This window comes from Pseudomonas sp. S1_G07 (assembly GCF_054668565.1).
Genome location: NZ_CP162778.1, coordinates 4,579,238 through 4,599,620 on the forward strand (window position 1 = coordinate 4,579,238; position 20,383 = coordinate 4,599,620).

A 20,383-nucleotide genomic window follows, 5' to 3' on the forward strand; every position below is an offset into this window, starting at 1 on the left:
GATTGCACTGACGGTATCAGAACCTATGCGCGGGAGACGATCAACTGAAGGTAAGGCACTGCATAATGTTATAGGATAACACTCCATTCCCACCCTGCCCTGCGACCCCAGCCCATGACCGACGCTGCTCCCCTGCGCCAACGCCTGCTCTCCATCGATGCCCTGCGCGGCCTGGTGATCCTGTTCATGCTGCTCGACCACGTGCGCGAGACCTTCCTGATGCACCGCCAGGTCAGCGACCCGATGAGTATCGACAGCACCGAGCCCGCGCTGTTTATCAGCCGCACCCTCGCCCACCTGTGTGCACCGGTTTTTGTGCTGCTGACCGGCCTGTCGGCGTGGTTGTACGGCCAGAAATACCAGGGCCACCGCGATGTATCGGCGTTCCTGTTCAAGCGCGGGCTGTTCCTGGTGGTGCTGGAATTCACCCTGGTCAACTTCGCCTGGACCTTCCAGTTGCCGCCCAGCGTGATCTACCTGCAAGTGATCTGGGCAATTGGCGTGAGCATGCTCGCCCTCAGCGCAATGGTGTGGTTGCCACGCCCGCTGCTGATCGTGCTGGCGCTGGTGATCATCGGCGCGCACAACCTGCTCGATGGCGTGCACGTCGCCGCCGAGTCGGCCCTGCAGACGCCCTGGGCAATAGTGCATGTGCGCAGCTGGATTGAAGTGTCCGAGACCTTGCGCCTGCGCGTCACCTACCCGGTGCTGCCATGGATCGGCGTGATCGGCCTGGGTTACGGCCTCGGCCCCTGGTTTGCCCCGGCAACCGCGCCGGCCGCGCGCCAGCGTTATCTATTGCTGGCAGGCGTCGCGTCGTTGGTGGGTTTCGTGGTGTTGCGGGCCGTCAACGGCTATGGCGAGAAACCGTGGCAGGTGTATGACAGCGGCGTGCAGACGCTGATGAGCCTTTTCAATGTCACCAAATACCCGCCTTCGCTGCTGTTCCTGGCGTTGACCCTCGGGATTGGCCTGTTGCTGCTGTTGGCGTTGGAACGCGCCGGGCACAAGCGCTGGATCGGTGTGCTGGCGGTGTTTGGCGCGGTGCCGATGTTCTTTTATCTGTTGCACCTGTATGTGCTGAAAGTGCTGTATGTGGCGGGTGTGGCGCTGTTCGGGCTTAACCAGGGCAGCTACTTCGGTTTCGACAGCATCGGTGCCGTGTGGCTGGTGGCGCTGCTGTTGCCACTGGCGCTGTACCCGCCCGTGCGTTGGTTTGCCGGGTTCAAGGCGCGACGTCGGGACCTGGGCTGGCTCAAATACCTGTAGAGACTCGGGCGCTTTCCTGTGGGCTGGCTTGCCATGGGTCTCTTGAGGATTGCCACTTCTCTCTGTGGCGAGCGGGCTTGTCGAATCGTCGCACCGCCCGCGTTGGGGTGCGAAGCGCCCCTGATGAAGACGAATGCGCTGTATCAGGCACTTCTCTGCGCCTGGTTCTGGGGCTGCTGCGCAGCCCAACGCGGGGCAAGCCCGCTCGCCACAGGTTAAGGTTTGCTCGTTCTTTCTCTTAACTGACTGGCGTTAGGGCTTGCCAGCGCCTACAGAGATTCCCGTTTGCTGCGCGACAGCGCTACGTCGAAGAGGCAGTGGGGCCTCCTACACTCAAACCCGCATTACGCCAGTTCAGCCCGCAGTTGCCGCGCAGCCGTCACCATATGAATCAGTGCCGCCTCCGTTTCTGGCCAGCCCCGGGTCTTCAACCCGCAATCGGGGTTCACCCACAGCCGTTCTGCCGGAATCCGCCTGGCTGCCTTGCGCAGCAAGTTGGCCATTTCCGAGGCTTCCGGCACCCGTGGCGAGTGGATGTCATACACACCCGGGCCGATGTCGTTCGGGTAAGCGAAGGCTTCGAACGCGTCCAGCAGCTCCATGTCCGAGCGTGAGGTTTCGATGGTGATCACGTCGGCATCCATCGCCGCGATGGATTCGATCACATCGTTGAACTCGCTGTAGCACATGTGCGTATGGATCTGCGTGTCGTCGCGCACGCCGCTGGCGCACAGGCGGAACACTTCGGTGGCCCAGTCCAGGTAGTGCTGCCACTGTGCCTGGCGCAGCGGCAGGCCCTCGCGGAATGCGGCTTCGTCGATCTGCACGATCTTGATGCCGGCGGCCTCCAGGTCCAGCACTTCGTCACGAATCGCCAAGGCCAACTGGCGGGCCTGCGCTTCGCGGCTCACATCCTCGCGCGGGAACGACCACATCAGCATGGTCACCGGGCCGGTCAGCATGCCCTTCATCACCTTGCGGGTCAGGCCCTGGGCGTAGCGGATCCACTCCACGGTCATGGCCTTCGGGCGGTTCAGGTCGCCGACGATCACCGCCGGTTTCACACAGCGCGAACCGTAGCTTTGCACCCAGCCGAAGCGGGTGAACACGTAGCCGTCCAGTTGCTCGGCGAAGTACTCGACCATGTCATTGCGCTCGGCTTCACCGTGTACCAGCACGTCCAGACCGAGGTTTTCCTGGACCTCGACGGCATGCTTGATCTCGCTGTGCATGGCCTCGACGTATTCGGCTTCGCTCAACTTACCGGCCTTGTACGACTGGCGCGCCAGGCGGATCGAGGCGGTTTGTGGAAACGAGCCAATGGTGGTGGTCGGGAACAGCGGGAGGTTGAGGCCGTCGCGCTGGCGCTCGATGCGCTGGGCAAACGGCGATTGGCGCTGGCTGTCCTGGGCAGTGATTGCCGCGACACGGGTTTGCACCGCCGGTTTATGAATGCGCGGTGATGCGGCACGGGCTGCCTGCACGGCGCGGCTTTCAGCCAGTGCGGTGAGCACTTCGGGGGCTTCGGGCTGATCGACAGCCTGGGCCAGCACCGCCACTTCCGCACACTTCTGCACCGCAAACGCCAGCCAGCTTTTCAGCTCGGCATCCAGTTGATCTTCACGGCCCAGGTCCACCGGGCTGTGCAGCAGCGAGCAGGACGGCGCCACCCACAGGCGGTCGCCGAGTCTTTCATGAGCGTGCCGCAAGGTGGCCAGGGCCTTTTCCAGGTCGCAGCGCCACACGTTACGCCCGTTGACCACGCCCAGGGACAGCACCTTATAAGCCGGCAGGCGGTCGAGGATGGTTGGGTACTGCTCCGGTGCGCGCACCAGGTCGATGTGCAAGCCGTCGACCGGCAGGTTGGCGGCCAGGCCGAGGTTCTCTTCCAGGCCGCCGAAGTAGGTGGCGACCAGCTTTTTCAGCGGGTCGCGCTGGATCAGGTTGTAGGCACGCTCGAAGGCGTTTTTCCAGGCTTGCGGCAAATCGAGCACCAGGATCGGCTCGTCGATCTGCACCCACTCCACGCCCAGGTCCGCCAGGCGCTGGAAGATCTGGCCATACAGCGGCAGCAGGCGGTCAAGCAGGTCGAGCTTGTCGAAGTCACCGCCCTTGACCTTGCCCAGCCACAGATACGTCAACGGACCGATCACCACCGGCTTGACGGTGTGGCCCAGCTCATGCGCTTGCTGCACCTCTTCGAACAGCTGGTCCCAGCCCAGGTGGAACTGCTGGTCAGCGCTGAATTCAGGCACCAGATAGTGGTAGTTGGTGTCGAACCATTTGGTCATTTCCTGGGCGTGGGCACCGCCGCAGCAACTGTCGCTGACACCACGGGCCATATCGAACAAGGTGTGCAATGTGGCGTGGCCATCGGCCGGGCGGAAACGCTCGGGGATCACACCGAACATCAGCGAGTGGGTCAGCACCTGGTCGTACCAGGCGAAGTCACCGGCGGGCAGCAACTCAATACCGGCCTGTTTTTGCAGGGCCCAGTGCGCCTTGCGCAAGTCACGGCCCACGGCGCGCAACCCGGCTTCGTCGAGTTCGCCCTTCCAGAACGCTTCCTGCGCTTTTTTCAGTTCACGGTCGCGTCCAATGCGCGGAAATCCAAGGGAATGAGCGACTGCCATGACTTACAACTCCAATGTCGATATTCGATGGCAGCCATTGTCGACAGCGGACGATAATGAGACAAACTCATTTTATTTGAGATGATCACAAGATCCACTCATGTTAAAACCCTCACACCCTGAACACCCGCCCCTTGCAGGAGCGAGCTTGCTCGCGAAGAACGCCAACGATGACGCGGGCCGTCTGAGGGAACGCGGCGTTCTCGAGTTTTTCGCGAGCAAGCTCGCTCCTACAGGGGGCTTGTTACATCAATGGGATCGAATAGCTCACAAACAGGCGATTCTGGTCCTGGTCACGCGCCACTTCACTGCGCGACACGCCGTTGCGCCAGCCAAAGCCGACGTTCTTGAACGTGCCACTCTGCACCACGTAATCCAAGGAAATATCCCGTTCCCACTCGCTGGCGTCGTTGCCGCTGGCGGTGAGGATATGGTCGCCCTTGAGGTACATCAGTGATGCCTTGAGGCCTGGCACGCCCAGCGAAGCGAAGTCGTAGGCGTATTGCGCAAAGGCGGTGCGTTCGCCGGCCTGGATGAACGTCTGCACGGTGCGGTCGGTGTAGAGGTACAGGCTGGCACCGCCCTCGCTTTTGCCCACCAGGCCGCCCTGGTTGAGTTGGGCGAAGTTGCTGTCGTCCGAGACCTGCTGGTAGCCGGCAGTAATCGCATGCGGGCCAAGGGAGTAGATGAACGCCGCGCTCCAGGTGTTGTTGTCGATTTCACCGCTGCCGTTCTTGGTAAAACCGCCGAGCTTGTAGCCATCGGCACGGCCGGCGGCGCTGCTGTTTTTACCGTCGGAGGTGGTCTTGAAGTAGCGCAGGTCGGTTTTCAGGGAACCGTACTCGCCCAGCGGCAAGACATGAATCAGGCCGGCAAAGTGTTGCTGGTAGTAGTCTTCGAGGTTGGCATAGTAGTACTGGACCATCAGGTCCTTGGTCAGTTGGTAGTCCGCACCGGCGAAGGTGAATTTATTGCTCTCCTGGGTCGCACCGGCCACTGCGAGGCCGCTGCGATCACTGGAACCGCGCCCGGTGGCATGCTGGAGCTGGCCGCCGGTGAGGGTCAGGTTGTCGATGTCCTTGCTGGTGACTTGCCCACCTTCGAACGATTGCGGCAACAGGCGGCCGTCGTTGCTCACCAGAATCGGCAGGTTCGGGCGCAGGTAACCGTAGCGCGCTTCGGTCTTGGCAAACCGCGCCTTGGCGGTTGCGCCGCCACGGGACCAATTGTCCGCCGCCTTACCGTCGTCGGTGGGGATCATCGAGCTGCCGACGTGACGCCCGGCGCCGCTGTCGAGGGTCATGCCGAGCATGCCGATGGCGTCCAGGCCAAAGCCGACGGTGCCGTCGGTAAAGCCCGATTGGTAGTTGAGGATAAACGCCTGGCCCCACTCTTCGGTCTTCGACGGTGCGGCAGCGCCGTCGCGGTTATCGTTGTTGAAGTAGAAGTTGCGCATGCTCAGGTTGGCTTTGCTGTCGCTCAGGAAATCCGCAGACGCCAAGGGGCTCAGGGCAATGCCCAGGCCGCCGGTCAATACGCTCAGTACACTCAAAGTGGCTTTCATCAGGACAAACTCCGGCGCGGAATCCAAGTTCCGGGCGCTAAAAATGGACAGCGGGATGCACGCGACCCCACTAAAGTTGGCCGCGGCGTTAACTAACGTTTACGTACTTAGTTGACCTCCGTGAAACTTCAGTCAATCAATCCATGAGCGTCATAGAACGGATACGGCCCGGGGTAATCCCCAAACACGCCGTTGTGGCTGACCAAGCCCTGTTGCGCCTCCCAGCGATGCAACAGATAACCCGCCGGTTCCAGGTTGAAATGCGCGGGCGCGGCGTCTTGCAAATCCAGCACGATCTGATGGGACGTGCCGGGACATACACAACTGAGGCTGCCGCCGAAACGCCGCTGCATCGGGCGGTGCAGGTGCCCGCACAACAGGCGCTCCACCTGCGGGTGGCGCGCCACGACGGCTTCCAGCGCGGCGGCATTGATAAAGGGTTCGCGGTCCATATGGCCGATGCCGCTGATAAAGGGCGGGTGGTGCAGGATCAACAGGGTCGGCGCCTGCGGGCGCAACGCCAACTGGTCGTCGAGCCACTGCAACTGGCTGTCCAGCAACTGGCCGCCGTGACCGCCGGGAATGGTGGAATCCAGGCCGATCAGGCGCAGCGGGTGTTCGTCGACGACCCAGTCCAACGGCCCCTCTGCCGAACGCGGCAAGTAGGCATGGTCGCCGAACGCCTCCAGCAACGGCCCACGCGTGTCATGGTTACCCGGCACCAGGTAGCACGGCATGTGCAGGCGCGCCAGTTCAGGGCGTAGCACGGCGTATTCATCGGCGCGGCCGAAGTCCACCAGGTCGCCGCTGACCACCACGATATCGGGCCGTGGATGGCTGGCGTTCAAATGGTCGACGGCATGGCGCAGCGCGGCCAAGGTATCCACCACCCCGTACGTGAGGCGCTGGCCGGCTTTGAGGTGCAGGTCGCTGATCTGAGCGACGAGAAACGGACGATTCACAAGCAAACTCTCACGCATTCAGGGTGAACAACATGTGCGGCGTGATTGCCAGGGCAATCGGTGCGCCGACGGCGTACAGGTGGTTATCGCTGCTGTCCACCAGCAGCGGTTGCGGGCCGCCTACATCCACCAGCAAACGGCTTTGCGCGCCCTGGAAAAACTGCGCCAGCAGATGGCCGTGCAAGTGCCCTTCACGCTCCATCACCCGCAGATGCTCGGGGCGGCAATACACGGTGTTGGGCAACTGCGCCGCGTGCCACGGCAGCTCGCCGCCGCAGACTTTCAAGCCATGGGGCGATGGTTCGATGACCTGGAAGGCATTGAGGTTGCCGACAAAACCGGCGACAAAGGCGTTTGCGGGTTTCTGGTAGATCTCCCGCGGGCTGGCCAGTTGCGCGACGCGGCCGTGCTCCATCACCAGGATGCGATCCCCCAGGGCCATGGCTTCGCCCTGGTCGTGGGTGACGAACACCGAGGTGATGCCCAGGCCACGCAGCAGCTCATTCAGCTCACTGCGCAAGCGCTCACGCAATTGCGCATCGAGGGCGGCCAAGGGCTCATCGAGCAACAGCACCTTGGGACGCGGCGCCAAGGCGCGAGCGAGTGCCACACGTTGGCGCTGACCACCGGAGAGTTCGTGAATGCTGCGCTTGCCATGGTTTTGCAAGCCCACCAGTTCCAGCAATTCCTCACAGCGCTTGTTGCGCTCCAGCGGCGACATGCCGCGAATCTTCAAGCCGTAGACGATATTTCCCGCTACATCCAGGTTGGGAAACAGCGCGTAGTTCTGGAACACCATGCCCACATCGCGGCGCTCGATGGGCAGCCGCGTGACGTCCTGATCGCCGAAAAAAACCTGGCCCACATCCGGGCGTTCCAGGCCGGCAATCAGGCGCAGGGTGGTGGTTTTGCCACAGCCCGACGGGCCGAGAATCGCCAGGGTTTCGCCGCCTTCGACGGTCAGGTCCAAGTCATGCACGGCCACGGTGCCGTCGGCGAACGCCTTGCGGCAACCTTGCAGGCGAATAGTGATAGCGGTCATCGACGCTCTCCACGGGACAAACGAGCGCTGATGGCCTGCAACGCAATCAGCAGCGGCACGATCATCAGCAAAAAGATAAGGGTGTAGGCGCTGGCGATTTCCAGGCGCGCCGAGGCATAGCTGTCGGCCAAGCCCACCGGCAGGGTCTTGGTCATGGGCGTATGCAGCATCCAGGTCAGGTTGAATTCACCCAACGACAAGGTGACCACCATCAGCACACCAGCGAGAATCCCCGCCCGGCAGTTGGGCACCACCACGCTGAAAAAGCGTTTGATCGGCCCCGCTCCCAGGCTGGCCGCCGCCTCCTCCAGTACCGGCAATTGTTGACGCTGCATCACCGCCATCACCGGGCGCACCAGGAATGGCAAGGTGAACAGCACATGGCCGACCAGGATGAACAACCAGCTGCTGCGAAAGCTGCCGAACTGGCCATAAGTGAGCAGCAATGCCAGCGCACTGGCCAAGCCGGGCATCGCCACCGGCAGTACCATCAGCTCTTCGAAGGCGCGGCTGAAGCGGTTGTTCATGCGCACCAGTGCGTAGGCCGCCGGCACGCCGATCACACACACGCATACCGCACAGGCCAGGGCCAGTTGCAACGACAACCACACGGTCGACGAATAGGCCTGCCACACCTGGATCAACCAGTCGAAGGTCAGGCCGCTGGACAGGCCCACGAAGAAATTGCGCGTCAGCCCGGCCAGCAACGACATCAGCACCGGCACCAACATGAAGGCGCACACCAGCAGGGTAAACAGCAGTTGCACCACGAACAGTGACGAGCGCTTCACAGGACGGTCCCCGCGTTTTTCACCAGGCGCCGCGTGAGCAGCAACACGGCCCAGGTCACCGCGCCCAGCACCACGGACAATGCAGCGGCGACGGCGAAGTTGGCGTAATTGGTAAACACGTTGTAGATCGCCACCGGGGTCACGTTCAGCCGTGTGCCCAGGGTAAAGGCGGTACCAAAGGCGCCCATGGAGGTGGCGAAGCAGATCGCGCCGCACGACGCCAATGCCGGCGCCAGGCCCGGCACAATCACGTCGCACACCACGCGCCAATGCCCGGCACCCAACGAGTGCGCGGCTTCTTCCAGGCTGCGGTCGAGGCTTTCGCAGGCCGCCATCACCGTGAGGATCACCCGCGGGATCGAGAAATACAGGTAGCCCACGAACAGCCCCGCCAATGAATAGGCAAAGATCCAGCGCTCACCGGCCAGTTGCATGCCCAGTGCCGCAAATAGACCTTGGCGCCCCGCCAACAGAATCACCAGAAACCCCACCACCACCCCCGGAAACGCCAACGGAAACGTGAGCAGCGCGACCAGCGCCGAGCGCCCGAAAAACCGCTGGCGGGCGAGGAACACGCCGCTGATACCACCGACCACCAACGCGGCCAAGGTCACGACCGCCGCGAGCACCAGGGTTTGCCCAAGGCTGCCCAGATATTGCGCGCTGCTCAGGACCTGCCAGTAACCGCTGCCGTTGCTGTCACGGCTCTGGGCACCGAGCAGCATCAGGTGCGCCAGCGGCAACAGCCAGAACGCCAGCAGCACCGCAAACGCCGGGGCCAGGGCCCAGGCGGCATGTCTTGCCGATGTTGCCACTTACTTGACCTCGTTCAGGTAACGGGCAGCGAAGGCTTCCTGCACGGCGGCCATTTTCTGGTAGTCCACCACACCGGCGCGGGCGTAATCGCTGTCGGGCAGGAACTGCGCGGCGACCTCGGCCGGCATCTGCACCGGGCGCACCGGGCGCAGGTAAGCCTTGGCCCACAGCGCCTGGCCGGCGTCGGACAGCACATAATCCAGGACCTTCTCGCCATTGGCGCGATGCGGCGCGTTGGCCACCAGGCTCATCACGTAGGGCACGCTGATGCTGCCTTCTTTGGGAATCACGAAGGCGACGTTGGCGTTGTCTTTGTAACGCGCGCGGTAGGCGTTGAAGTCGTAGTCCACCAGGATCGGCAACTCACCGGACAACACCCGTGCATAGGCGGTTTGCTTGGGCACGATGGGGGCGTTCTTCGCCAGTTTCTGGAAGTAGTCGATGGCTGGGGCGAAGTTGTCCAGGTCGCCGCCCATGGCACGGTTGATCGCCACCGCCGACACGTAGCCGACGAACGCACTGGATGGGTCCAGGTAACCGACCATGCCTTTGTATTCTGGCTTGAGCAGGTCGGCCCAGCTTTGCGGTACTGGCAGGCCGCCCAGGGCATCGACGTTGACCATGATGCCCAAGGTGCCGGAATGGATCGCGAACCACTGGCCGGCCGGGTCTTTCAGGCCCGCGGGGATCTGTTCCCAGCCCTTGGGCTTGTAGCCTTCGACCACGCCGGCCTTTTGCGCCTGCAGGCCGAAGGTCACGCCGTAATACACCACGTCCGCGACCGGTGCGGCCTTTTCGGCCACCAGTTGTGCCAGGGACTGGCCGGAGTTCTTGTTGTCCAGCGGTACCTGCACACCGGTGCTGGTGGCGATGGCCTTGAGCTGGGTGCCCCAGTCGGCCCAGTCCGGCGGGCAGTTGTAGCAAATCGCGGTGTCGGCGGCCTGGGCCAGGCTGGCCACGCTGCACAGCAGCACAGCTGCCAGGGTTTTACTGAATGCGCGCATCAAGGGACTCCTCATGGGGTTGGGTGCTTTCGCCCGGCCGGATATGGCAAGGCAGGCAATGGGAAATCGGAGGGTTGCCGGCGATCTGCGCCAGCAGTTGGTCAATCACGGTGCTGGCCAGCAGTGCGATGGGCTGCACCACGCTGCACAGCGTTGGGTGCATCTGGGTGCCGAGGGCAATGCCGTCAAAGCCCATCACCGAGAGTTGTTCGGGCACGTTCCAGGCGTTGCGGCGCAATTCGGCGATCAGGCTGATGGCCAGGAAGTCGTTGGAACACACCAGCGCGGTGGGCGCGTCAGGGCCTTCCAGATAAGGCGCGATCGCGGCGAACTCAGCCTGGGTGTGGGCCGGCATTTCGATCACCGGGCGCGCTTTGAGGCCATGCGCCCTCATGCCATCACAATAACCGGCGTAACGCAGACGGGCGCGATCGGACTGCAACGCGGGGCCGGCAACCATGCTGATGCGCCGGTGCCCCGCTTCCAGCAGATAACGGGTGGCCTGGGCCATGCCCGCGCGGTTGTCCACCGACACGGCGCTGTAATTGGGGTTGCTGGGTTGGTGATAGGCCAGCACGAACGGGGTTTTTTCAGTGTTCAGGCTATTGAGCACGCTGTTGCTTTCGGCATCGGTGACGGTCAGCACCAAGCCATCCACGCGCTGGCGCAGCAGTTCTTCCACCACCTGGCATTCGCGCTCGGCGCTGTAGTCGGTGGTCGCCAGCACCAGGCTGTAGCCGCGCAAGCGCGCCGCGCGCTCCATCGCCTGGAACTGTTCGGCGAACACCGGGTTGAGCAGGTTGGGCACCACCACGCCGATCAGTTGGGTGGTTTGCAGGCGCAGTTGGCGGCCCAACAGATTCGGGCGAAACCCTAATTCGCGGGCCGCGGCGAACACCTGCTCACGGGTGGTCGGGCGCACCTGGTCGGGGGAGGCAAAGGTGCGGGCTGCAGTGGCGCGGGATACCCCGGCCAGGCGCGCAACGTCTTTCAGGTCAGTCATTGTCACTCGCTTGAGATCGATCTCATTGGCGAGGACAGTAACGGTGGAATGTGGCAGGCCGGTGGTGAAGAGATGACGTTTTTATGGCACGCAGGGTTCACACGATTGTCTTTATCGGGACGTAGGGTTCAGCAAATCCGCTCACTAACCTTTCGATCCTGACCAAGTGCGGGCACAATGCGTGTCCTTTTTTGGCAGGCACCGCCGCAGGCTCTCAAAAATGATCAAAACGCCGTATTACCTCATCGATAAACAGAAACTGCTGGTCAACATGCAGAAGATTGCCTACGTGCGCGAGCAGTCCGGCGCCAAGGCCCTGCTGGCGCTCAAGTGCTTTGCCACCTGGTCGGTGTTCGACCTGATGCAGCAATACATGGACGGCACCACCTCGTCGTCGCTGTATGAGTTGAAGCTCGGCCGCCAGAAGTTCGAAGGCGAGGCGCACGCCTACAGCGTGGCCTGGGCCGACGATGAAATCGAAGAGATGCTGGAGAACTGCGACAAGATCATCTTCAACTCCATCAGCCAGCTGCAGCGTTTTGCCGCACGCAGCGAAGGCAAGACCCGTGGCCTGCGCGTGAACCCGCAGGTGAGCAGCTCCGACTACCTGCTGGCCGATCCGGCGCGCCCGTTCAGCCGCCTGGGCGAATGGGACCCGGTGAAGATCGAAGGCGTGATCGAGCAGATCTCCGGCTTCATGTTCCACAACAACTGCGAGAACGGCGACTTCAACCTGTTCGACAAGATGCTGGGCACCATCGAAGAACGCTTCGGCGCGCTGCTGCACAAGGTCAAGTGGGTCAGCCTCGGCGGCGGCATCCACTTTACCGGCGAAGGCTATGCGCTGGACGCGTTCTGCGCGCGGCTGAAAGCGTTCTCCGAGAAGTACGGCGTGCAGGTGTACCTGGAACCCGGCGAAGCGGCGATCACCAACAGCGCCTCTCTGGAAGTGACCGTGCTCGACACCCTCTACAACGGCAAACACCTCGCCGTGGTCGACAGCTCCATCGAAGCCCACCTGCTGGACCTGCTCATCTACCGCCTCAACGCCAAGCTGGCGCCGAGCGAGGGTGAACACACCATCATGGTGTGCGGCAAATCCTGCCTGGCCGGGGATATCTTCGGCGAGTATCAATTTGATCGTCCGCTGGCCATCGGCGATCGGCTGTCGTTCATCGACACCGCAGGCTACACCATGGTCAAGAAAAACTGGTTCAACGGCCTGAAAATGCCGTCCATCGTAGTGAAACAACTCGACGGTACCGTCGAGGTGGTTCGTGAATTTGGTTACGACGACTACCTGTCCAGCCTTTCGTAAGCTGGCGGATAAAGGAGAGATAAAGCAATTGAAAAAGAACGTTCTTATCATTGGTGCAGGAGGTGTCGCCAAGGTGGTGGCCCACAAGTGCGCGCAGCACAACGACGAACTCGGTCGTATTGCTATCGCGTCGCGCAACATCTCCAAATGCCAGGCCATCATCGACAGCGTCAAGGCCAAGGGTAGCCTCAAGGTTCCCGCCGACATCCAGGCCTTCGCGCTGAACGCCCTGGACGTGGAAGCGACCAAGGCCCTGATCCGCGAGACCGAATCGCAGATCGTCATCAACGTCGGTTCCGCGTTCCTCAACATGTCGGTACTGCGCGCCTGCATCGACACGGGCGTTGCGTACCTCGACACCGCCATCCACGAAGAGCCGGGCAAGGTCTGCGAGACCCCGCCGTGGTACGGCAACTACGAATGGAACCACCTGCAAGAGTGCAAAGAGAAGAACATCACCGCCATCCTTGGCGTGGGCTTCGACCCGGGTGTCGTCAACGCGTATGCCGCGCTGGCGCAGCAACAGCATTTCGACCGCATTGATTCGATCGACATTCTCGACGTCAATGCCGGCTCCCATGGCAAATACTTCGCCACCAATTTCGACCCGGAAATCAACTTCCGCGAATTCACCGGGCAGGTGTGGAGCTGGCAGAACAGCCAGTGGACCAGCAACACCATGTTCGAAGTCAAACGTACCGACGACCTGCCGGTGGTCGGTTCGCAGAACCTCTACCTCACCGGCCACGATGAAGTGCACTCGCTGTCGAAAAACCTCGACGTGCCCAACGTGCGTTTCTGGATGAGCTTCGGCGAGCACTACATCAACGTGTTCACCGTGCTGAACAACCTCGGCCTGCTCTCCGAAAAACCGGTCACCACCGCCGAAGGCCTGGAAGTGGTGCCGTTGAAAGTGGTCAAGGCCGTACTGCCCGACCCGTCTTCGCTCGCCCCTGGCTACAGCGGCAAGACCTGCATCGGTGACCTCGTCAAAGGCACCAAGGACGGCCAGCCGCGCGAGCTGTTCATCTACAACGTGGCCGACCACGAAGACGCCTTTGCCGAAACCGACAGCCAGGGCATCTCCTACACCGCAGGCGTTCCACCGGTAGCCGCCGCGCTGCTGGTAGCCCGTGGCGAGTGGGATGTGAAACACATGGCCAACGTCGAGGAACTGCCGGCTGAACCGTTCCTCAAAGCGCTGGACGTGATGGGCTTGCCGACTCGCATCAAGGACGAGCACGGTGATCGGGCCTGGGATGCGAAGGCCTGAGGGTGATTGTTGACCGAACAAAAGAATGCGCCCCAAGGGGCGCATTTTTGTTGGCGACAAATCCGTCTGTAGGAGCGAGCTTGCTCGCGAAGATCGTCAACGATGAGGCGGTGCGTCAGGTTTATCGTGGCGCGCTCCGGGTTTTCGCGAGCAAGCTCGCTCCTACAGGGGGGGGGGTTGTAGCGTGCCTGATCAGAGATTTCCCACGACTGTTTCAGGTTGTCGCTCGGAACTTCGCTGACTAAGCTCTCGTCCGTCGCTGCCAATTCAGCGACCGGATTTGACCGTCCGACTCCCAACTGCATCTGTGCCACATCGAATCAGGCGTTTTCTTTACGTCTGCTGTATCGTGTCGCGGCAGCTGTACGCGGGATACCTTCGGGTATGCCGGGCTCCTTGGGACCGGTCGGTCAACCCGCGTATAGCTGCCACCCTAACTCGTTTGACCGCGAACCGTGGCAGCTCCATTTCCCTTGGAGTTTCACCATGATTAAAGACAGCCCTAACCCCTCAGAAAAACTCTTTACCGTGCGCCCCGGCCTGGGCACCGAAACCCTGCTGATCAACGCGTCCCAGGATCTGTCCTCCATCACCGACATTGCCACCCACCTCGCCTTTGAAATCGACAGTACCCAACGCAATGTGGCACTGGGCATATGCCGCATGCTCGAAGGCGTGCAACTGCTGGTGGACAAGGCCTTGGACGAAGCGCATCCAGCCGCCTGAAGCCTCTGGAGATCGTTCCCCACCCACGGGAACGATCTCAAAACACCGACCACCCAATCCGCTCACTCAACAATTCCAACGCCTTGATCCCCGCCAGCGAGTTCCCCGCCGCGTTCAACTCCGGCGACCACACGCATACCGTGAACTGCCCCGGCACCACCGCGACAATCCCACCCCCTACCCCGCTCTTGCCCGGCAAGCCCACGCGATAGGCAAAGTTGCCCGCCTCGTCATACAACCCGCTGGTGGCCATGATCGAGTTGACCTGTTTGGTCTGGCGCGCGGTAAGGATCTGCTCGCCGCTGTGGGCGCTCGTGCCCTCGTTGGCCAGGAAGCTGAATGCCTTGGCCAGGTCCAGGCAGCTCATCTGCAGGGCGCAGTAGTTGAAGTAGCTGTGCAGCACCGCGTCCACATCGTTGTGGAAGTTGCCGAAGGATTTCATCAGGTAAGCCATGGCCGCATTGCGCGCGCCGTGTTGGGCTTCGGAGTCGGCGACGACGCTGTTGACCAGGATCTGCGGGTTGCCAGACAGACGCCGCACGAAGTCGCGCATCGACAGGATGGGCACGGCGAAGCGCGATTGGTTGATGTCGCAGATCACCAGCGCGCCGGCATTGATGAACGGGTTACGCGGGCGGCCGCGTTCGAACTCCAGTTGCACCAGGGAGTTGAACGGCTGCCCCGACGGCTCGTGGCCCAGGCGTTCCCAGATGGTTTCACCGCCGTGGTCGATGGCCTGCACCAGGCTGAACACCTTGGAGATGCTTTGCACCGAGAACAGCGTATCGGCATCGCCGGCGCGGTAGGCCGAACCGTCGTTGCCGTACACCGCGATACCGAGTTGGTTGGCCGGTACATCGGCGAGGGCGGGGATGTAGTCGGCGACTTTGCCGAGGCCGATCAGTGGGCGCACTTCGTCGAGGATCGACTCCAACAGCGCCTGCATGTCTTGTCCGGTCATCGTGGTTTGAATCAGTCATGGCGGGGCGCGGAGGATACCTCAAACGTTGGGCGCTTATCACGCCCACTGCGATTCAATGGGCGCGAAAGCCCCACACAATCTCCACCATCCGCTCGGCCACCACCAGGTACACCAGGATCAGCAACAGTTGTAGCGCCAGGTGATGGCGCAGCTTGGCGAGCCGGCGAATGCCATCGCTGACGTTCAACACCAGCAACAGCGCCGACAGGACAATCAGCCCCCCTCCCGCCACACTGGACGCAAACACGCCGATGAACAGATCCTGCTCGCCCAACAGCGCATCGGTGCCGGCTGCGAACAGCAATGCGCACACCAGCAGGTTTTTCACGTTGTCGAAAATCTGCGTGCTCAGATCGTTGTCCAACAGGGCCACATATCGTTTCCAAAACGTGCGCATGGATCAGTACCGGGTAGGGATCGCTCGTCAATCAAAGTAGTCGATATGCCCGTACACTGCACCGCAACGCTTATTCCACCGAGGACTCTACGCATGAAATTGATGATTGGCCTGGCCGCGTTATTGTGGGTATCGGCATGCTCCACCCACCCGCCCGCCCAGGACTCAGCGGCGTCCACATGCCTGGCAGGTGGCGGCACCATGAAGCAGGTGGGCAAGCTGCAGAGCTGGAAGTGCGTCACGCCCTACAAGGACGCCGGCAAGGCATGTACCGATTCGAGCCAGTGCGAGGGTGAGTGCCAGACCAGCGTGACGACCCACACCGGCACCGCCCCGATCAGTGGCACGTGCCAAGTGGATAACAGCCACTTCGGCTGCTCGGCGACGGTGGAAAAAGGCCAGTTGGGGCGTGCGATCTGCGTGGACTAGGCCTCACCGCCGTGCATCGGTGGGGACTGGTTTGCCAGCACCCACATTGATCGCATTCAGTCGGTGAGGTCAGCGAGCGCCTCAGCCTTCTTGTTGGCTTACACACAGCCCGCGCGCGGCGAATGCGCCCAGCACTGCGCCGACAATCGGCGCCAGCCAGAACAGCCAGAGTTGCGACAGATACTCCCACCCGGCGAACAACGCTGGCCCGGTGCTGCGCGCGGGGTTGACCGAGGTGTTGGTCACGGGGATCAGGATCAGGTGAATCAACGTCAGCGCCAGGCCGATGGCAATCGGTGCACACCCGGCGACCGCGCCCGGTGCCGTCACCCGCATGATGATCAGCACGAAAAAGAACGTGGCGATCAATTCGGCCAACAATGCGGCTTTCATGTCGAACTGGCCTGGGCTCAGCGGGCCATAGCCGTTGGCGGCAAAACCACCCATTTCGAAGCCGGCCTGGCCGTTGGCGATCAGATACAAGGCTGCAGCAGCGACAATCGCACCCACCACCTGCGCCGCCACATAAGGCAGCACATCAGCAGCAGGCACTCGGCGCCCGGCCCATAAGCCGATGGTCACCGCCGGGTTGAAGTGCCCCCCGGAGATACCGCCCACCGCGTAGGCCATGGTCAGGACGCTCAGGCCGAACGCCAGGGATACCCCCAAAAAACCAATGCCCAGCTCCGGAAAAGCCGCCGCGAGGATGGCGCTGCCACACCCGCCGAAGGTCAGCCAGAACGTACCTAGAAATTCTGCGGTCAAACGCTTTTGCACAATCGACTCCATTGCTGTTCATGCCGTCACCACAGGCGGTGGGCGGTCCTGGAAGACGGTAGCAATGGGCATCGAAGCGACCTATAAGACTTGTCTGGTTTCAGTTACGCACAGCGGTAGCCTTATTCGGCGACAGCGTTTTGCGCTTTACGAACATAACCATGAGCGGAACGAGGCGCCGAAGCCGTATCAGGCTGCGGTCACCCCCGTCCCAAACCGCCTGATCGCCAGGCAGTACACCCCCAACGCCAGCGCCGCCAGCAACCCACCCGCCGCGCCGATCCAGGCGAAGCCGAACTGGCTGCCGACCCAACTGCCCACCAGGGCACCGCCGCCGATGCCGATGTTGTAGATGCCGGAGAACATCGCCATGGCCACGTCGGTGGCGTCCGGGGCCAGTACCAGCACCTTGGACTGCATCGCCAGGCCAAAGCCCATAATCGCCATGCCCCAGAAAATACTCAGCACCACCAGGTAAGCCTCGGCGCCGCTCAACGGCAGCAACAGCGCCAGGCACGCCGCCAGGATAAACACCGCGCCCACCACGAACAGGTGGGGATTGAAGCGGTGCACCAGGCTGAACAGCAATGAGCCGATGATGCCGGCACCGCCGAACACCAGCAGGATCAGGGTGACCGCGCTGCCGCTCAGGCCGGCCACGCCTTCAATGAAAGGCTCGATGTAACTGTAGGCGGTGAATTGCGCGGTCACGGTCATCGCCGTCAGCACATAAAGCGCCACCAGCGCCGGGCGCTTGAACAGCAGCGGCAGGCTGCGCAGGGAACCGGAGTTCTGGCTCGGCAGCAGCGGCAGGCTGCGCGCCAGCCAGAACACCAGCCCGGCGGCAAAGGCGCCGATCACCAGAAAGGTGGTGCGCCAGCCCATGGCTTCGCCCAGCAGACGACCGAGGGGAATGCCCAGGACCATCGCCAGGGACGTGCCGGTGGCGAGCAGGCCGAGGGCTTGCACCTGCTTGCCGGCCGGCGCCAGGCGCACCGCCAGGGATGCGGTGATCGACCAGAACAACGCATGGGACAAGGCAATGCCGATGCGACTGACCATCAACAGACCGAAACTGGTGGCAATGCTGGAGAGGACATGGCTGGCAATAAACATGCAGAACAGCACGATCAGCAACCTGCGACGCTCGACGTTGCGCGTCAGCAGCATCACCGGCAGCGAGGTCAGGGAGACAATCCAGGCATAAAGGGTGAGCATCAGGCCAACGCTGGACACCGGCATGTCGAAGCTGGCGCCAATGGCGCTGAGCAGCCCGACGGGCACAAATTCGGTGGTATTGAACACAAACGCGGCCAGCGCGAGGGCGATGACCGGTTGCCAGTTGGCTTGCGGGGTTACGTCTGAAAGGCTCATTGACGGGCGGGGTACTCTAGCGAAGATCAAGCGGCCGCCCAGGACAAGCGCCGCCGCTTGGCATTCTATAGGTTTCTCGGCCGTCTGTTAGCGCTGATCTCACTCACGCTGTCAGGCCAGCCTGGCGGTCATCACGGATCCACCTGCGCCATCAACGCCGGAATGCTCTCCGGCCGCTTGGCATAGCGCTGCGCCAGCACCGCGCATACCATCAACTGAATCTGGTGAAACAGCATCAACGGCAGGATCAGCACGCCCATGCTCGCCCCGGCAAACAGTACCTGGGCCATCGGCACGCCAGTGGCCAGGCTTTTCTTCGAGCCGCAGAACAGGATGGTGAGGCGGTCTTCCTGGCTGAAGCCGAAAGCCTTGCCCAGCAAGGTGGACGCCACCAGCGCCAGAGCCAGCAACACGCAGCAGGCCACGACCAGACCGCCCAGTTCCCACAGCGGGATCTGGTGCCAGATGCCTTCGTTGACCGCTTCGCTGAAGGCGCCGTAGACCACCAGCAGGATCGAGCCCTGGTCGACGAATTTCAGCCAGGCTTTATTGCGCCCTACCCACTCGCCAATCCAGCGCCGGGCGATCTGCCCGGCGATAAACGGCAGCAGCAGCTGCACACTGATTTTAACGATGGCGTCGACGGTGGAACTGCCTTCCCCATGCACATTGAGCAGCAAGGTCACCAGCAACGGCGTGAGGAAAATCCCGAACAGGCTCGACGCCGCCGCGCTGCAGATGGCCGCCGGGACATTGCCACGCGCCAGCGACGTAAAAGCGATCGCCGATTGCACCGTGGCCGGCAGCGCACAGAGGTAGAGCATGCCCATGTACAGGTCTTTGCCGATCAGCGGCGACAGCACCGGTTTGAGCGCCAGGCCCAGCAATGGGAACAGCACGAAGGTCAGGCTGAACACCAACAGGTGCAGGCGCCAGTGGCCGGCACCGGCGACGATGGCTTGGCGTGACAACTTGGCGCCGTGCAGGAAAAACAGCAGCGCGATGGCCAGGTTAGTGACCCAGCCGAAGGCTACGGCGGTCTGGCCGCTGGCGGGCAACAGCGAAGCGAGAATCACCGTGGCGATCAGGCTCAGAGTGAAGTTGTCGGGCAGGAAACGAGGGCGAGTCATGGGCGCATCTTCCGGGGGTTGCCAAGAACGTCGTTGCGACTCTAACGTAACGCCTTATTACCGACTAACGCCAATGAGCCAGTAAATGCCGCCTAAAGGACACAACAACACCGTGCGCCGCAGCATCCCCGGGCTGTCCAGCCTGCCGCGGCCGGTGTATGGGCGTACCGAATCGCTGCCCAATCGCGCGTTGACCCGCCGGCACAGTCATCCGTGGGTGCAATTGTCCTACGCGATTTCCGGAGTACTGGAGATCCAGACCAGCGCAGGGCGTTTTGTCGCGCCGCCGCAACGGGCGGTGTGGATCCCGGCGGGCATGCCGCACCGCGTGTACAGCGCGCCGCATACCGAGATGCGCAGCCTGTACCTTGATTGCAGCGTCACCGCCTGGGCCGCCGGGCACTGTCACGTGTTGGAGGTGAGCAGTCTGTTGCGCGAACTGATCCGCAGCTTCAGCCAACTGCCGGCGGAATACGCCGAGGACGGCCCGGACGGTCGCCTGGCCCAGGTGATACTCGATCAACTGGCCGCCGCGCCCCAGGTGGACTTGATGCTGCCCTTGCCGCATGACGCACGCTTGCGGCAGATCTACCGCAGCCTGAGCCAGCACCCGGAGCAGCCGACCACATTGGGGCAATGGAGCGAAAAACTGGGGGCCAGCGAAAAAACCCTCAGCCGCCTGTTTTTGAAAGACACCGGCCTGACCTTCCGCGCCTGGCGCCAGCGCTTGCGCCTGCTGAGCGCCCTGCCCGCCCTGGAGCAAGGCGAGCGGGTCACAGATGTGGCGCTGGGGTGTGGCTATGAATCGACGTCGGCGTTTATCAATGCGTTTCGCCAGCAGTTTGCTGCAACGCCGGGGGAGTTCTTCCGCTGATACCAGTCAGTAAGGAGGA

19 protein-coding genes are annotated in these 20,383 nt (G+C 62.4%); 6 read left to right on the plus strand and 13 right to left on the minus strand.

Annotation, left to right across the window (positions count from 1 at the left end; all coding sequences use genetic code 11):
- The first annotated feature begins 114 nt into the window (after positions 1-114).
- Entirely contained in the window at positions 115-1,269 is a 1,155-nt protein-coding gene (locus AB4O05_RS20750) for a DUF1624 domain-containing protein (protein WP_460135597.1), read from the plus strand.
- A gap of 344 nt (positions 1,270-1,613) precedes the next feature.
- On the opposite strand, the gene metE is transcribed toward AB4O05_RS20750, so the two are convergent.
- The 8 genes from metE to AB4O05_RS20790 all read right to left on the minus strand — a co-directional run bounded on the left by metE (position 1,614) and on the right by AB4O05_RS20790 (position 11,084).
- The gene (gene metE, locus AB4O05_RS20755; protein WP_460135596.1) at positions 1,614-3,902 is read right to left on the minus strand and encodes a 5-methyltetrahydropteroyltriglutamate--homocysteine S-methyltransferase; all 2,289 of its coding nucleotides are present in this window, start codon (positions 3,900-3,902) and stop codon (positions 1,614-1,616) included.
- A gap of 244 nt (positions 3,903-4,146) precedes the next feature.
- Positions 4,147-5,466 (minus strand): OprD family porin, encoded by a 1,320-nt coding sequence (locus tag AB4O05_RS20760; protein WP_460135595.1) that lies wholly within the window; start codon positions 5,464-5,466, stop codon positions 4,147-4,149.
- 128 nt (positions 5,467-5,594) lie between these two features.
- Complete coding sequence (locus tag AB4O05_RS20765) at positions 5,595-6,428, minus strand: phosphodiesterase (RefSeq protein ID WP_460135594.1); 834 nt, start codon at positions 6,426-6,428, stop codon at positions 5,595-5,597.
- A gap of 10 nt (positions 6,429-6,438) precedes the next feature.
- The gene (locus AB4O05_RS20770; protein WP_460135592.1) at positions 6,439-7,470 is read right to left on the minus strand and encodes an ABC transporter ATP-binding protein; all 1,032 of its coding nucleotides are present in this window, start codon (positions 7,468-7,470) and stop codon (positions 6,439-6,441) included.
- A complete protein-coding gene (locus AB4O05_RS20775; protein WP_460135590.1) occupies positions 7,467-8,261 on the minus strand; it encodes an ABC transporter permease in 795 nt (264 codons plus the stop codon). The genes AB4O05_RS20770 and AB4O05_RS20775 overlap by 4 nt, the downstream gene beginning before the upstream one ends.
- Positions 8,258-9,076 carry an ABC transporter permease gene (locus AB4O05_RS20780; protein WP_460135589.1) on the minus strand — a complete coding sequence of 273 codons (819 nt, stop codon included), beginning with the start codon at positions 9,074-9,076 and terminating at the stop codon, positions 8,258-8,260. Before AB4O05_RS20780 ends, AB4O05_RS20775 begins: the two co-directional genes overlap by 4 nt.
- Entirely contained in the window at positions 9,077-10,081 is a 1,005-nt protein-coding gene (locus AB4O05_RS20785) for an ABC transporter substrate-binding protein (protein ID WP_460135587.1), read from the minus strand.
- Positions 10,065-11,084, minus strand: a complete 1,020-nt coding sequence (locus AB4O05_RS20790) for a LacI family DNA-binding transcriptional regulator (RefSeq protein WP_460135586.1) — start codon at positions 11,082-11,084, stop codon at positions 10,065-10,067. The genes AB4O05_RS20785 and AB4O05_RS20790 overlap by 17 nt, the downstream gene beginning before the upstream one ends.
- Positions 11,085-11,304: 220 nt before the next feature.
- On the opposite strand from AB4O05_RS20790, the gene AB4O05_RS20795 reads away from it, so the two are divergent.
- The 3 genes from AB4O05_RS20795 to AB4O05_RS20805 all read left to right on the plus strand — a co-directional run bounded on the left by AB4O05_RS20795 (position 11,305) and on the right by AB4O05_RS20805 (position 14,401).
- Positions 11,305-12,402, plus strand: coding sequence for a carboxynorspermidine decarboxylase (locus tag AB4O05_RS20795; RefSeq protein WP_460135584.1), 1,098 nt, complete (start codon positions 11,305-11,307; stop codon positions 12,400-12,402).
- Between the two features lie 28 nt (positions 12,403-12,430).
- Entirely contained in the window at positions 12,431-13,675 is a 1,245-nt protein-coding gene (locus AB4O05_RS20800) for a saccharopine dehydrogenase family protein (RefSeq protein ID WP_460135582.1), read from the plus strand.
- Between the two features lie 486 nt (positions 13,676-14,161).
- Positions 14,162-14,401: a DUF6124 family protein gene (locus tag AB4O05_RS20805; RefSeq protein ID WP_460135581.1), complete on the plus strand. Its 240-nt coding sequence runs from the start codon at positions 14,162-14,164 to the stop codon at positions 14,399-14,401.
- 37 nt (positions 14,402-14,438) lie between these two features.
- Here the strand turns inward: AB4O05_RS20805 and glsB are convergent, their stop codons facing one another.
- Both glsB and AB4O05_RS20815 read right to left on the minus strand, forming a co-directional pair.
- On the minus strand, positions 14,439-15,347 hold the full coding sequence (gene glsB / locus AB4O05_RS20810; RefSeq protein ID WP_027607252.1) for a glutaminase B: 909 nt from the start codon (positions 15,345-15,347) through the stop codon (positions 14,439-14,441).
- 88 nt (positions 15,348-15,435) lie between these two features.
- Positions 15,436-15,780 (minus strand): hypothetical protein, encoded by a 345-nt coding sequence (locus AB4O05_RS20815; RefSeq protein WP_460135580.1) that lies wholly within the window; start codon positions 15,778-15,780, stop codon positions 15,436-15,438.
- A 93-nt stretch (positions 15,781-15,873) separates the two neighbouring features.
- Here AB4O05_RS20815 and AB4O05_RS20820 point away from each other — a divergent pair, with 93 nt between their 5' ends.
- Positions 15,874-16,209, plus strand: a complete 336-nt coding sequence (locus AB4O05_RS20820) for a hypothetical protein (RefSeq protein WP_460135579.1) — start codon at positions 15,874-15,876, stop codon at positions 16,207-16,209.
- 81 nt (positions 16,210-16,290) lie between these two features.
- Here the strand turns inward: AB4O05_RS20820 and aqpZ are convergent, their stop codons facing one another.
- The 3 genes from aqpZ to AB4O05_RS20835 all read right to left on the minus strand — a co-directional run bounded on the left by aqpZ (position 16,291) and on the right by AB4O05_RS20835 (position 19,490).
- Positions 16,291-16,998 (minus strand): aquaporin Z, encoded by a 708-nt coding sequence (aqpZ, locus tag AB4O05_RS20825; protein ID WP_460135578.1) that lies wholly within the window; start codon positions 16,996-16,998, stop codon positions 16,291-16,293.
- Between the two features lie 177 nt (positions 16,999-17,175).
- The gene (locus AB4O05_RS20830) at positions 17,176-18,360 is read right to left on the minus strand and encodes a sugar transporter (protein WP_460135577.1); all 1,185 of its coding nucleotides are present in this window, start codon (positions 18,358-18,360) and stop codon (positions 17,176-17,178) included.
- Between the two features lie 131 nt (positions 18,361-18,491).
- Complete coding sequence (locus AB4O05_RS20835) at positions 18,492-19,490, minus strand: bile acid:sodium symporter family protein (RefSeq protein WP_460135575.1); 999 nt, start codon at positions 19,488-19,490, stop codon at positions 18,492-18,494.
- 85 nt (positions 19,491-19,575) lie between these two features.
- On the opposite strand from AB4O05_RS20835, the gene AB4O05_RS20840 reads away from it, so the two are divergent.
- Positions 19,576-20,364 (plus strand): AraC family transcriptional regulator, encoded by a 789-nt coding sequence (locus AB4O05_RS20840; protein ID WP_460135574.1) that lies wholly within the window; start codon positions 19,576-19,578, stop codon positions 20,362-20,364.
- Positions 20,365-20,383: the final 19 nt, after the last annotated feature.